Here is a 13,670-nt window from a genome sequence, read left to right on the forward strand (position 1 = left end):
CGTCACCCCCGCGCAGGCGGGGGTCCCGCTTCTTAGAGCAGCTGTGGCGCAAAAGCGGGATTCCCGCCTTCGCGGGAATGACGATGCTGGCGGTGATGTTGGCAGCGGCGCCCCACACCCCCGCCCACGCCCAGACCGATGACAATGTCCGCATCGAGCTGAAATTCACCGCCGACCGGCTTGATCGCGGCAAGGTCACCGGCCTCGCCCACCGACCGAGCCTGCGCGAGGCGACGCTCGACGATCCGGTGCGCATCGCCTCGATCTCCAAGCTCGCGGTCGGCGTCGCGGTGATGCGGCTGGTCGACAAGCAGGTGCTCGATCTCGACCGCGACGTGTCGCTCTATCTCGGCTGGCGCATCGCCCATCCGCAGTTCCCGGCGCAGAAGATTACGCTCAGGCTGCTGCTGTCGCACCAGTCGGGGCTGAAGGACGATGCGGGCTATTTCATTCCGCTCGATGCCAGCCTTGCCGATCTGCTCGCTAGGCCGGAGGCCTGGGATGCGGACCACGCCCCAGGCGGCTATTTCCGCTATGCCAATGTCAACTTTCCCGTCATCGCGGCGGTGATGGAGGCCGCGAGCGGCAAAAGGTTCGACCGGATCATGGCGGAAGAGCTATTCGATCCGCTTGCCATTCCCGCCTGCTATAACTGGTCGGGCTGCAAGCCGGGCGCGGCGAAGACCGCGATCACGCTCTACAATCCCGATGGTACGATCGCGCGCGACGACTGGATCGGCGCGCCCGATCAGTGCGCCTATGTGCCCGCCAGCGATGGCCGCTGCGATATCGAACTGTACACGCCCGGCAAGAACGGCTCCGCGTTCAGCCCGCAGGGCGGCATGCGCATTTCTGCCGGAGGACTCGCGCGGCTGGGCCAGATGCTGCTGAACGGCGGCGACGGGCTGCTCACCCCCGAGTCCTTCGCCGAGCTCACCCGCGCCCAATGGCGCTTCGACGGCAGCAATGGCGATGACGATCGCGGTTATTTCCAGGCCTTCGGGCTCGGCGTGCAGCGGATCGAGAAACCCGACGGATCGGTGTGGATCGGCCATCCGGGCGAGGCCTATGGGCTGCGCGCAGGTTTGTGGGTCAACCGTGCAAGCGGCGAGGGCGTGGTGCGGATCAGCACCGGAAATGCGGAGGATTACCCGATAGGTCATTGCCTCGACATATGTCCGTGATAAGTTTCGTTCTGCAACTGGCCTGAGTCGGGCCAGACGGACAGGAGAAAAAAATGATCGGATATGTCACCGTCGGATCGAACGACCTCGACAAGGCGCGCGGCTTTTATGCGGGGCTGGTCGGCGCGCTGGGCGGCAGCGAGCTGATGCGGATGGAAGAGAACGGCTTCACGCTGTTCGGCACCGCCTGGGGCACGCCGGGCATCGCGATCACCCGGCCCTATAATGGCGAGCCGGCGACGGTGGGCAACGGCATGATGATCGCACTGGCCATGGATGCGCGGTCCAAGGTCGACATGCTCCACGCCAAGGCGCTCGAACTCGGCGGCACCTGCGAGGGCAAACCCGGCCTGCGCGGCCCCGAGGGTGACCAGGCGTTTTACGGCGCCTATTTTCGCGACCTTGACGGCAACAAGCTTTGCGCGTTCAAGGTAGGTCCGGCGGATTGAGCTGAATTCTGGAGACCCCCAACATCGTCACCCCCGCGAAAGCGGGGGTCCCGCTTCGCTTCAACTATCGGACAGAAGCGGGATTCCCGCTTGTGCGGGAATGACGATAGATTCCGCGAAGGCAGGCGCTATAGTCGCGCAAACGGCGCAGGAACGCCTTGGGGAAAAAGGGGAAATCGATGAACAGAGCAACGGCTTTCGGCCTGATCGGCAGCGCGATGGCACTCGCGCTCTTCGCACCGGCGCAGGCACAGGATGCGCTCGGCAAGGCGGTGGCGAGCGATTATGACGCGAAGCTCGAAAAGCTGTTCCTCGATTTCCACGCCAATCCCGAACTGTCGTTCAAGGAAACCCGCACCGCGAAGATCATCGCGGCCGAGCTGCGCGCCGCCGGAGCCACGGTGACCGAAGGCGTCGGCGTGACAGGCGTGGTCGGCATCCTGAAGAATGGCGACGGCCCGGTGATCATGGTGCGCGCCGACATGGACGGCCTGCCACTCGCCGAGGATAGCGGCCTGCCCTATGCCTCCAAAGTCAAACAGGTCGATATCGACGGCACCGAAAAGCCGGTGATGCACGCGTGCGGGCACGACACGCACATCACCTCGATGATCGGCACCGCGCGCCGCCTTGCCGCGATGAAGGACCAGTGGAAGGGCACCGTGGTTTTCGTCGCGCAACCGGCGGAAGAGCGCATCGGCGGCGCGGCCAAGATGATGCAGGACGGCCTCTATACCCGCTTCCCCAAGCCCGATTACGCGCTCGCCTTCCACGTCTCCGCCGGGACGCCCACGGGCAAGATCGAGATTCAGCCGGGCCTCACCGCCTCGTCATCGGACTCGGTCGACATCACCATTTTCGGCGTCGGCACGCACGGCGCCTATCCGCATATGGGCAAGGACCCGATTGTCATGGGGGCGGAGATCGTGATGGCGCTGCAGACCCTGGTCTCGCGCGAAATCTCGCCGCTCGAAGCCGGGGTAGTGACGGTTGGCTCGTTCCATTCAGGCTTCAAGCACAACATCATCTCGGACAAGGCCGAGCTGCAGATCACCGTCCGGTCGAACGACAATGCGGTGCGCAAGAAGCTGCTCGACGGGATCAAGCGCATTGCCGAGAATGTCGGACGGCTGAACGGCCTGCCCGAGGACAAGCTGCCCCAGGTCAAGGTCGGCTTTGAATCGACCCCGGTGACGGTCAACGACAAGCCGCTGACCGAGCGGATCACCAAGACCTTTGCGCGCCGCTTTGGCCAGGACGCGCTGCTGACCAACGAGCCGCAGACCGGCATGGGGGCTGAGGACTTCGCCTATTTCGTCGCGCCCAATACCGATGTGCCGGGCCTGTATTTCAATGTCGGCGGCACGCCGCAGGCGGATATCGATGCGGCCAAGGCGGGCAAGCTGACGCTGCCGGCGCATCACAGCCCTTTCTTCAAGGTAGCCCCGCGCGAATCGATCACGCTGGCGACCGAGGCGATGGTGACCGCGGTCATCGATCTGCTCGGCCCAGGCAACGGTCCGACGGCGGATTGATGCGCTGATGCCCAAACGCCGCGCCTGGGAAGACGAGGAAGATGAAGCCGAAGCTCCGCCGCCCGAGCCCTGCTGGTTGTGCGGTCGGGATCTTGGCGAGCTGATCGAGTGGCACCATCCGGTGCCCAAGGCCAAGGGCGGCAAGGCGCGCGTGGCGGTGCACCCGATCTGCCACCGCACGATCCACGCGCATTTCACCAATGCCGAACTGGGGCGGGTCGGCGAGGATGTGGAGGCGTTGCGTCAGCATCCCGAGATCGCCAAGTTCCTGACCTGGATCGCGGGCAAACCGGCCGATTTCAACGCGCCGACCAAGAAGAAGGAGCGGTAGGGGGTTGAAGCTCGGTGCCCTCAACGCAACCCTTCCAGCCCCCCGCACCTTGCACACTCGGAACCCGCACCAGCACCCCACCCCGCTCAGCCTGAGCCTGTCGAAGGCCCCGCGCGGACGGTCGCGATATGACTGCCGTTACCCCCGCGAAGGCGGGGGTCCCGCTTTCTGGGAAATGCAGAGCCGAAGCGGGATTCCCGCGTGCGCGGGAATGACGAGGAGTAAGACGGAGCCAGCGGAGCGGGGCCTTCGACAGGCTCAGGCTGAGCGGAGGTGGTTAGGGCGCACCCCCTACTCCCCCTTGTCGGGCCTGCTCACGCTCCAATACTGCCAGGCGCAGAAGCCGAGTACCAGCACGCCCGACATCAGCATCTCGATGATGCCCAGATTGTTGACGATCCAGTCCTTCATCCGCGCCTCCTATGCTTGCCGCCGCTGCACGGACCTGGTCGCGCTGCCCGCCTTCGGCCGGTGGGCCAGCGTATAGCGCAGGATCAGGCTCACCCCGATCACGCTCGGCACCGCCCAGATCAGGGGATTGAACACATGATCGGGCACCAGCCGGATGAGCCCGACCGAAAGGAACGCGGTATAGGCCGATATGCCCATGCCGAGCAGCGCGCGGAAATGTTCGGGCACATGCGCGCGCGCCGGGGCGCTGGGTCGCCAGACATAGAAGAGCTGCGTCGCCACCGCGGTCAGCCCGATCACGGCGAGCGCAGCCATCAGCGGCTGGCCGATCATCAGGCCGTAATAGCCGCACCATGCAGCCGAGGCGATCACCGCGCCGAACAGCGCGAGATAATGCGGCGCGCGCAAGGCCGCGCGGTTGGCGCGATGGCGGACGACAGCAAGGCCATAGACCGCAAAGCCGATGGTCAGCATGCCGAGATAGAGCATCATCCAGCCGAACAGCCCGTCGAACAGCACGCGGTCGGTGATCATCGGCAGCCGCTTTTCCGGCCCGTAAAGCGACAGCAGCGCCATCGCGATGGCCAATATGCCTGCCCCGATAAAGGCGAGCGTTGCCACCCGCCCCCATTTGCGATGCGCCTGCCCGCCCTTGCGCGACGCAATCGGCACCCAGAACGCGATCAGCCCGGTCGCCCCGCAGATGACGTGGAGGACAACCAGGGCTTCGAACAGGTGCATGAGCGCTTACTCGATCAAAAATCCTCCCCCAGCTTGCTGGGGGAGGGGGACCGCCCGCGAAGCGGGCGGTGGAGGGGCAGCGGTGAAGTGCAGACCATGAACGTCATGCCATCTTGCTTCCCCTCCACCACCGACTTGCGGTCGGCGGTCCCCCTCCCCGAGACAAGCTCGGGGAGGATTTCAGATCGTCAATTCCCAGCCGCTGCAGCCGCAGCCGGTGCGGCTGCCGCCGCTGCCGGAGCCGGCGCCTGCATGCCGGGCATGGCCGGAGCCGTTCCCGCAGGCGCGGCGCCAGGCACCACACCCTTGGGCCCGAGCGTCAGCAGCGCCGGATAGTCCTTGGCCATCTGGGCACCGCCCAGCGGCTTGCGCTGGATCTGGTGGCAGGTTGCGCAATTGGTCTTGTACGGATCGCCCTGCGGACCCAGCCGGTTGGCCGGGAACACGCTGGTCAGCGGGTGGATATATTCCTGGTTGGCGTTCTTGACCATCTGCAGGCCATACCAGGCCTGGGCGCGCTGCGGGCTCGACTGGCCCCATTGCGCAAAGGCGCGGCTGTTGTGGCAATAGGTGCAGTTGACGTTCAGCGACCGCGACAGGTGCATCATGATCGCATAATTGGCCTCTGCATCCTTGGTGCCCTTGAGATTGAGCGTCGTGGGATGCCGGGTCTTCGACTGCACCCGCGCCGCCTTGGCATCGAGCCCCAGATACATGCTGACCGTGCTGAGCGGCAGCGAAGCATAAGCGGTGACCGGACTCGGCGTGTTCTGGCCACGCTTGTTGCCCATCAGACGCCCGTCGCTGGGCTTGGGATCGGTCCAGACATATTTCGGCACTGCATTGCCGCGATGGCAGGTATAGCAGGTCACGCCGGTCTTCTTGACGTGGTCCGAATAGTTCTGGTTGATGTTCTGCGTCATCTGGATCATCCGGCGCGCGACAACCTTGGTATATTTGCTGTCGTCCGCCAGATTTTCGGCATTGTGGCAGTAGTTGCACCCGGCCTGTTCGGGCGGGGCATCGGCAGGCACGATCCACTGGGTGATCGCCGCCATGGTATAGTCGAACTCTTCCTGGCTGACATGGCCAAGAACCTTGACGTTCTGATATACCTCGCTCGCCTTCGGCCCCGATGGGGGCGGCAGCTCATAGGGAGGCGGCGGAACGGTACCGGGATCGATCTTGTTGTCAGGATCGCTGATCTGGGCGATGCCGGTTCCCCGGAAACCGCCCTGTTCGGACGTCTTGGGGCCGATGTCACAGGCCCCGAGCGAGAGCGCGGCCACGGCCAGCGCCCCCATGGTGGTGAGTTTGGATAGGGTCAACATGGCTGTCAGTTCCCTTCTGCCGGGCTGGGAGCCGCAGGCGCAGCAGCGCCAGGGTCCGCAGCCATCAGGCTCGGTTCCGCCGGCACCGGATCGGGTGCGACGAAACTCGTGCTCGGATCAACAACACCGGTATCGGGATAGGCAGGGGCAAAACCATGCTCCTGAGCCCAGAGATACCAGTTATCGACAACCGTGCCGGTGAGCAGGATGCCGATGCCGCCGGTAAGTGTGGTCAGCACCGCAAACCACCAGGCCCAACGATGGATCGATTCCATGGTGGCATTGAAGCCCATGGTCCAGCGCCAGAAAAGTCCGGCGCGTTCGCTGGCCGTTCCGCGATCGTAGATCTGCTCGATCTCGCGCTCGCCACCATAGCGACCCACGGCCAGAATTGTGGCGCCGTGCATCGCAAAAAGCAAGGTGGAGCCATAGAGGAAGGCGATCGAAAGCGCATGGAACGGATTGTAGAACAAGTTGCCGTAACGGATCGAGAAGGCGGCGGTCCAGTCGAGGTGCGGGAAGATGCCGAAGGGCACGGCTTCCGACCAGCTGCCGAGCAGGAACGGGCGGATGATGCCGAGCACCAGATACAGCCAGATCGCGCTCGCAAAGGCCCAGGCGATGTGCGTTCCCATGCCCAGCGCCTTGGCGCGGAGATAGGTGCGGGCCCACCAGAGCAGGATCGAGGCGGTCAGGAAGAAGCCCGCGATGATCCACCAGCCGCCTTCGGCCAGGGGCACATAGACCGAGAAGCCCCATTCCGGACCCGGCGGTTCGAGCGCCAGCCAGAAGAATTCCTTGAGGAAGCGATTGGGGTTCCAGTTGACCGAAGCCAGCATGTTGAGACCCATGATCGCGATCGACAGGCCGCCGAACAGCAGCGATGCGAGACCCAGCTTGCCGAGATAGAGCGGCCCGAGCTGCGCCTGGCCCAGCTTGCCCATCCAGTAGCTATAGGCGGTAAGCGGGATACGCGGTTCGCTGTCGTCCTTGTGCGGCATCCCCATTTCGGGATGCCCGCGCAACTGGACCTGGGTGAAGATATTTTGGTAGCTTGCCATGATGATTACCCCTCTCACATCCAGATCGGCAGGTTGAGCCACCACGTCCACCATTCGGGCCAGCCGCGGGTCCAGAACGGTCCGGATATGATGATGCACACTGCGCTCCAGAACCCGGCGTTCAGCGCCAGCAGCAGGCCCACGCGGTGGATGCCGAGCGTGCCGACCGAATAGCCGATCAGGTCGCGGAAGAAGGTGTCTTCATATTCGGGTGATTTGACTTCCTCACCCTTGGCCGGGTTGGTGGCCGAAAGGACCAGCGCGCCGTGCATGGAAAGCGCGAGCGTGGTGGTGAAGAAGAACGACACGGCGAGCATGTGCGCCGGGTTGTAGTGGAAATGCAGATATTGGTAGCCAACGTTCGACACCCAATCGAGGTGGCTGAAGATGCCATAGGGGAAGCCATGTCCCCAGGCGCCCAGCAGGAACGGGCGGAACACCACCAGCGTCACATAGGCGAAGATCGCGAAGCCGAAGGCGACAGGCACGTGATAGCCCATGCCCAGCTTGCGGCAGATCTCGACCTCTCGCAAGGCCCAGCTGACGAACGCTCCGATCGCGCAGACCGTGATGATCTGCCACAATCCCCCTTCCTTCAGCGGCGCGAGGCCGAGGCCATATTTCAGGTCCGGCGGCGCGATGTTGATCAGCCAGGGGTTCCAGGTTCCACCCTGCGACGCACCGTAGAAGATGAGCGCAGTGCCGAGCGAGGCGAAGAACAGCGTCGTGATCCCGAAGAAGCCGACATAAAATGGCCCGACCCAGAAATCGAACAGATCCCCGCCGACCAATGTTCCGCCTCTGACGCGATATTTTCTCTCGAAGCTCAAGAGCGCCATTGCCAGACTCCTTCGTTCGCCGCCGCGATGCTGTGCGGCGAGCGTGAATGATTATTCCCCGTATGCGGGGGCTCGTTTGTTCTCATGCATCCAGTGAAAGGGGCGGACCGGTGAAAACCGGTTCCACAGGTCCGCCCTCATCGCCTGGCAAGGCAACACACTGGCTTAACCCTTAGGTCAGGGTGTAATCGCCGATGCCGCAGCAACCGCCGCAGGTGCAGCTGCCGGCATAGGGGGCTCCAGCCAGTTGTAGCGATTTGTGCTCAACAGGATGAAGTGGATGAGAAGTGCGAGGACGAACAGGAAGACCGCGAGCGCAGTCAGGATCCTGTTGCCGTCGAATGATTGCCACATTCTATGCATGATCAGGTTTCCTTCTTAGCTGAGCTGAACGTCGGTCACCGGGTCGAGGCTCGATGTCGCTTCATAGCCGGGCGTGCCCGGGAACCAGGGGCGCCATTGCCAAACCAGTACGTGCGCGATGATCGCGACGATGGTGAAGAAAGCGAAACTGGCGACGAAGAGCTTGTGGAACTCCTTCGCCTCGCTTTCTGTGAGGTAGGTCGTGGGACCCATCCCTTCATCTGCCATGAGATATTCTCCTTAGCTTCCAGATTTGGAAGAACGCCGCGTGGGCGCCTTCCAGGCGATTATCCGTGCGGGCGAACCCGACGCGGATATTGGAGGCCCCGTCCCAAGGCCGATGACTGGACAAGACGCTCACGCGACCTCACCCATATTCTGTGCGACGGCTTCCTCCACCAGCCGCACCTCGGTTACTGAATCTTCGCCTGCACGCCGCGCTGCCCTCTCCGCAGCGTCGCGCAATGTCTTGGCCGCAGAGATGCGCACCAGCACCGGCTGCGCATCGACCAGCCGGTCGAGCAGCGCCTTGGCCGCATCGGTCCAGGCGAGTTCGCGCTCGATCCTGGCCGGCGTCGCCGCCACCGCATCCATCTGGCTCGACAAGGGCAGGATGTGGAACAGCGCGTCGAACAGCGCATTGCACACTTCCTGCACCAGCCAGGTCGCGCCCGAATAGCCCATCACCGGCGTGCCCGTGTGGCGGCGGATCACCGCGCCGGGGAAGCTCGCGGGAATGTACATGCCGCGCGCGCCGCATTCGGCCATGTACATGCGCTCGTTATAGCTGCCGAACATCACCAGCGGCGGATTGGTGCGGATCGCGTGGCGCACCGCCTCGTTGTCGGGCTTCACGCCTGCCGTGCGGCTGAAGGCGAAATTGCACGGCAACCCCATGTCATGCTCGAGGAAATTGCGGATGCCGCGCGCATAGGTTTCATTGGCATGGATGCCGAAGCTTGCGGTGCCGAAGAAATCCTGCGTGACCGAACGCCACAGGTCCCAGAGCGGCTTGATCGTCGTGTGCTTCTCGCGGTCGATAAACGGTTCGGGGTTGAGGCCGGTGAGCTCGCCCAGCTTGCGCAGGAAGAGCGTGGTCGATTCAAGGCCGATCGGCGCCTGCAGATAGGGCCGTTCGAGCGTCTCGCACAGGTTGCGACCGAATTCGCGGTACATGCAGATATTGACCTCTGCGCCCGCGAGCTTCTTCACATCGGCGAGATGGCTGCCCAGCGGGAAGACCATGTTGAGTTCGCAGCCGATGCCCTCGACGAGCCGCTGGATCTCGGCGAGATCGCTCGGCATGTTGAACGTGCCGTAGATCGGGCCGATGATGTTGACCTTGGGCTTCACACCCTCCTTGCGGGGGGCGAGCGGCTTGACCTTTTTAGGACCAAACTCGGTCCACAGCCAGGTCAGCGCGCGGTCGGCGGCCTGCCACTGGTCCTCGTCGATGGTGCGCGGCAGGAAGCGGCGGATATTGGTGCCGTTGGGCGTCACGCCGCCGCCAATCATCTCGGCGATGGAACCGGTGACGACCACGGCGGGAAGATCGGGATCGAGCGTTTGCCAGGCGCGGCGCATCGCAGCTTCGGTGCCGGTCTTGCCCAGCTCTTCTTCGCCGAGACCCGTGACGACGATCGGCAGCTCGTGCGGCGGCAGCGCGTCGGTATAATGCAGCACCGAGGTGACGGGCAGGTTCTCGCAGCCCACGGGGCCGTCGATGATGACCTGCAAGCCCTTGATCGCGGTGAACGCGTAGACCGCGCCCCAGTAACCGCCTGCGCGGTCATGATCGATGATGAGGGTCATGTGCCCACCGCCTCCTCGGACTTGTTGAGGCCCGCCATGCGGGAGGCATATTTCTTCTTGAACTCGGGCCGATCGACCGGGGTGTCGCGCCAGATACCGGCATTCTCGTCGGTGCCCACCCCGTCGAAAAAGCTCTGCATCCAGTTGAAACGGTCCTGATTGGCGAGCGCGGCGTTGATCACGACCGCGAGCGAACCGGCGCCCGCCGGACCCATCAGCGGACGGGCGGAGATGAGATTGGTGAAATAGAGCGCGGGGATCGCCTCGCTCTTGGCGTGCTGCACGACCGGCGTGGTGCCGATGGCAAGGTTCGGGCGGAATTCCTCGACCGCGGCAATGTCCTGTTCCAGGCTGGCGCGGTACTGGATGCGCACGCCGCGCGCCTCGAGCCATTCGCGGTCGGGATCGGACCAGCGCGTCCTGGGGCAGGCGGTGCCGACATAGGGCACGTCCGCGCCGCTTTCGATCAGCAGCCGGGCGACCAGCAGTTCGGAGCCTTCATAACCCGAAACGGTGATGCGGCCCTGGATCGGGCTGGCGGCGAGCGCCGCGCGGATCGCGGGCAGGAAGCGGTCCTTGGCGGCATCGACCTTGTCCTGCGCTATGCCACAGGCCGCGCCCACGGCATCGAGCCAGGCCGCCGTGCCATCGACGCCGACGGGTGCCGAACCGATCACCGGACGCCCAGCCGCCTCGAACTCGCGGATGCTCGCGGTGTAAAACGGGTGGATCGCGGCGACAGCAGCGCAATCGAGCGCACTGTACAGCTCGCGCCATTCGCGGGTGGGAACGACCGGGCCGGCCGCGAGGCCCAGGGGCTCGAGCAATTGCCCGATGCCAACCGGGTCAGCGGGGAACATCTCACCCAGGAGAGTCACCGTCGGCCGGTCCGGTCGATGGCTGGGGCTGGCAACCGGCCCCTGTGAAGCTTCCTTGCGGGCATAGGCGAGCATCGCGCCTGCCAGCACGTCCTTGGCCTCGGCATGGGTGGGCACGCCGAAACCGGGCACGTCGATGCCGATGATCCGTACGCCGTTGATCTGCTTTGGCAAATTCTGGATCGGAACGCCCGATGCCGTCGGCACGCACAGATTGGTGACGACCACGGTGTCATACAAAGCCGGATCGGCCATCAGATGCACCGCGTCGCGAATATCCTCGTAGAGCTTGCCGGTGACCAAAGTCTCCGAGCTGAACGGCACATAGCCGACCGATCGGCGCGCGCCGTAGAAATGCGAGGTGAAGGTGAGGCCATAGACGCAGCAGGCCGAACCCGACAGGATCGTCGCGGTGCGCCGCATGCGCAGCCCCACCCGCAAGCTGCCAAAGGCCGGGCACATGCTCTGCGGCTGATCGTGCGGGCCCTGGGGGTAGTCCGCCGCATAGCGCGCCAGTACCTCGCCCTTGCCCGCCTGCTCCGCCGCCGCGCGCATGGTGTCCTTCGACGCGCAACCACCCTCTACCGGAACAGCCGCCAGGTCGATCCGGTCGGGGTTGCGTGGCGCGGGAAAGGCGGGGCTATCGCTCATACCTGGTCGTACACCACTTCGAGCGAGGGCTTTTCCTCAAACACGCCGCCGCGCATGTCCGCCTGGGTCGCGGGGACCAGCTCGACATTGCCGCCGGTATCCTCGGGCTTGAACAGGCCGAGCAGCCCGTCCTGGGTGAGCGGGCGCGGATGCGTCGGCTGAGCCTCGGCGACGTTGAGGCCGAGCTCGGCAAAGAGCGGGCCCCATTCGCTGTCGGGGCGACCGATGATCTGGTAATTGGCCGACTTGCGGCGGATGTCCTCGTTCGCGGGGATCGAGGCGAGCACCGGAATGCCCACCGCCTCGGCAAAGGCCTGGGCCTCGCCGGTGCCGTCATCCTTGTTGATCAGGATGCCCGCGACGCCGACATTGCCCCCCATCTTGCCGAAATAGTCGACCGCCTTGCAGACATTGTTGGCGACATAGAGCGATTGCAGGTCATTCGATCCGACCACGATCACCTTCTGGCACATGTCGCGCGCGATCGGCAGGCCGAAGCCGCCGCAGACCACGTCGCCGAGGAAATCGAGCAGCACGAAATCGAAGCCCCAATCGTGGAAGCCGAGCTTCTCGAGCAGTTCGAAGCCATGGATGATGCCGCGTCCGCCGCAGCCGCGGCCGACTTCGGGGCCACCCAGTTCCATCGCGAACACGCCGTCGCGCTGGAAGCAGACATCCTCGATCTTGACCTCTTCCCCGGCCAGCTTCTTGGCGCTGCTGGTCTCGATGATCGTCGGGCACGCCTTGCCGCCGAACAGCAGGCTGGTGGTGTCCGACTTGGGATCGCAGCCGATCAGCAGCACGCGCTTGCCCTGCTGCGCCATCATGTAGCTGAGGTTCGAGAGCGCAAAGCTCTTGCCCGATCCGCCCTTGCCATAGATGGCGATGACCTGCGTTTCCTTGGTCACAGGGCCCGTGGCGACGGGATCGGGTTCGTGCGCGGCTTCCTCGCGCAGGGCAGCCACATCAGGACCAGAGTTTTCAAGCATCGTCATGCGCAAGCGCTCCAATCGAGTATCATCTTGAGGCAGGAAGGGTCGGTGAACGCAGTCGGATAGGCTTCGGGCGCGTCGGCGACCGGCTGGACATGGCTGACCAGTCCGGAAAGGCTTAGCGCGCCGCTGGAGACCATTGCGCGGATCGCGACCAGATCGTCCGGACCCCATTCGGCGGCGACGCGGATCCGCGCCTCGCGCATGAACGCCGGGGGAAAGGTGAAGCTCAAGGGCTGTTGATAGAAGCCGGCGAGCGTGACCTCGCCCTTTTTGGCGAGGCGACCGATCAGCGTGTCGAGCAGGGCCGAGTCGCCGCTGACGTCACAGATGCTGCGATAGTCGCGGCGCTCGTCGCTATCGGGGTGCACCACGGCATAGCCATGGTCGCCGCTGACGCGTTCGGCATCGATTTCCCAGACGGTGGGCGCGGGCGCGCCGCTGGCAATGGTGAGCCGGGCGAGCAGGCGTCCGAGGATGCCGTGCCCGACGATCAGATCGGGAGCTTCGCCACCCGCCATCGCGTGCAGGGCGGTCGCGGCGAGCGCGAACAGCACGCCGTCGCTGCCCCAGCTCTCGTCGATCGGCAGCGCGCGCGCCGAAGGCACCACCAGCCGCCGCGCCGATCCGCCGAACAGGCCGCGCGCATCGGCAAAGCAATTGGCACCGGGAACGAAGACCCATTCGCCGATCCTGCCGCGGCATTCGCTGCCCGACTCGACAATGCGGCCGACCGATTCATAGCCGGGCACCAGCGGATAGCCCATGCCAGGAAAATTCGGCATCTTGCCGGTGAACAGCAGCTTTTCGGTGCCGGTGCTGATCCCGCTCCAGGCGATCTCGACCACGACATCGCCCGATTCGGGGGCGTTCAGCGCGAGAGAGCGAAGCGCAAGGCGATGCGGCGCTTCGAAAATGACGGCCATTGCCTGCACGTGCGCGCTCCCCTTGTTCTTGGCGACAGGCCCATGAAGAGGGACCTTCCATCAAGGTGTCATCTTATATTAACGCCCTCTAGTGTCAATCTAGGTTTACAGATTCAGACGCATTAGTTCCGCGACGGAAAGCGGGTGGCTTGCGATGAGCGGAATG

At 64.4% G+C, this 13,670-nt stretch carries 14 protein-coding genes; 4 read left to right on the forward strand and 10 right to left on the reverse strand.

The genetic code is table 11. The features are described from left to right. The first annotated feature begins 83 nt into the window (after window positions 1–83). From OPU69_RS14375 to OPU69_RS14390, 4 genes are all read left to right on the forward strand, one after another. Window positions 84–1,184, forward strand: a complete 1,101-nt coding sequence (locus tag OPU69_RS14375; protein ID WP_498511947.1) for a serine hydrolase domain-containing protein — start codon at window positions 84–86, stop codon at window positions 1,182–1,184. Window positions 1,185–1,237: 53 nt separating this feature from the next. Next, on the forward strand, window positions 1,238–1,633 hold the full coding sequence (locus tag OPU69_RS14380; RefSeq protein ID WP_060977799.1) for a VOC family protein: 396 nt from the start codon (window positions 1,238–1,240) through the stop codon (window positions 1,631–1,633). A gap of 179 nt (window positions 1,634–1,812) precedes the next feature. Beyond that, window positions 1,813–3,168 carry an amidohydrolase gene (locus tag OPU69_RS14385; RefSeq protein ID WP_498511949.1) on the forward strand — a complete coding sequence of 452 codons (1,356 nt, stop codon included), beginning with the start codon at window positions 1,813–1,815 and terminating at the stop codon, window positions 3,166–3,168. Window positions 3,169–3,175: 7 nt separating this feature from the next. Beyond that, window positions 3,176–3,499 carry an HNH endonuclease gene (locus tag OPU69_RS14390; protein ID WP_498511951.1) on the forward strand — a complete coding sequence of 108 codons (324 nt, stop codon included), beginning with the start codon at window positions 3,176–3,178 and terminating at the stop codon, window positions 3,497–3,499. A gap of 420 nt (window positions 3,500–3,919) precedes the next feature. Here OPU69_RS14390 and OPU69_RS14395 read toward each other — a convergent pair whose 3' ends face one another. From OPU69_RS14395 to bchC, 10 genes are all read right to left on the reverse strand, one after another. Continuing rightward, complete coding sequence (locus OPU69_RS14395; protein WP_498511953.1) at window positions 3,920–4,651, reverse strand: hypothetical protein; 732 nt, start codon at window positions 4,649–4,651, stop codon at window positions 3,920–3,922. A 188-nt stretch (window positions 4,652–4,839) separates the two neighbouring features. Next, the gene (gene pufC / locus OPU69_RS14400; protein ID WP_498511955.1) at window positions 4,840–5,982 is read right to left on the reverse strand and encodes a photosynthetic reaction center cytochrome PufC; all 1,143 of its coding nucleotides are present in this window, start codon (window positions 5,980–5,982) and stop codon (window positions 4,840–4,842) included. Window positions 5,983–5,987: 5 nt separating this feature from the next. Further along, window positions 5,988–7,043, reverse strand: coding sequence for a photosynthetic reaction center subunit M (pufM, locus tag OPU69_RS14405; protein ID WP_060978485.1), 1,056 nt, complete (start codon window positions 7,041–7,043; stop codon window positions 5,988–5,990). A gap of 14 nt (window positions 7,044–7,057) precedes the next feature. Then, window positions 7,058–7,882, reverse strand: coding sequence for a photosynthetic reaction center subunit L (pufL, locus tag OPU69_RS14410; RefSeq protein ID WP_060978486.1), 825 nt, complete (start codon window positions 7,880–7,882; stop codon window positions 7,058–7,060). 177 nt (window positions 7,883–8,059) lie between these two features. Next, window positions 8,060–8,245, reverse strand: a complete 186-nt coding sequence (gene pufA / locus OPU69_RS14415; protein WP_023839308.1) for a light-harvesting antenna LH1, alpha subunit — start codon at window positions 8,243–8,245, stop codon at window positions 8,060–8,062. Between the two features lie 15 nt (window positions 8,246–8,260). Then, on the reverse strand, window positions 8,261–8,473 hold the full coding sequence (gene pufB / locus OPU69_RS14420; protein WP_023839307.1) for a light-harvesting antenna LH1, beta subunit: 213 nt from the start codon (window positions 8,471–8,473) through the stop codon (window positions 8,261–8,263). A 129-nt stretch (window positions 8,474–8,602) separates the two neighbouring features. After that, entirely contained in the window at window positions 8,603–10,057 is a 1,455-nt protein-coding gene (gene bchZ, locus OPU69_RS14425) for a chlorophyllide a reductase subunit Z (RefSeq protein ID WP_498511958.1), read from the reverse strand. Then, a complete protein-coding gene (gene bchY / locus OPU69_RS14430; protein WP_498511960.1) occupies window positions 10,054–11,586 on the reverse strand; it encodes a chlorophyllide a reductase subunit Y in 1,533 nt (510 codons plus the stop codon). Before bchY ends, bchZ begins: the two co-directional genes overlap by 4 nt. Continuing rightward, the gene (locus OPU69_RS14435; protein ID WP_498511962.1) at window positions 11,583–12,581 is read right to left on the reverse strand and encodes a chlorophyllide a reductase iron protein subunit X; all 999 of its coding nucleotides are present in this window, start codon (window positions 12,579–12,581) and stop codon (window positions 11,583–11,585) included. The genes bchY and OPU69_RS14435 overlap by 4 nt, the downstream gene beginning before the upstream one ends. Further along, window positions 12,578–13,504, reverse strand: a complete 927-nt coding sequence (gene bchC, locus OPU69_RS14440) for a chlorophyll synthesis pathway protein BchC (protein WP_498511964.1) — start codon at window positions 13,502–13,504, stop codon at window positions 12,578–12,580. The genes OPU69_RS14435 and bchC overlap by 4 nt, the downstream gene beginning before the upstream one ends. Between the last annotated feature and the right edge of the window lie 166 nt (window positions 13,505–13,670).

It is taken from the genome of Blastomonas sp. 34TW (assembly GCF_059803595.1).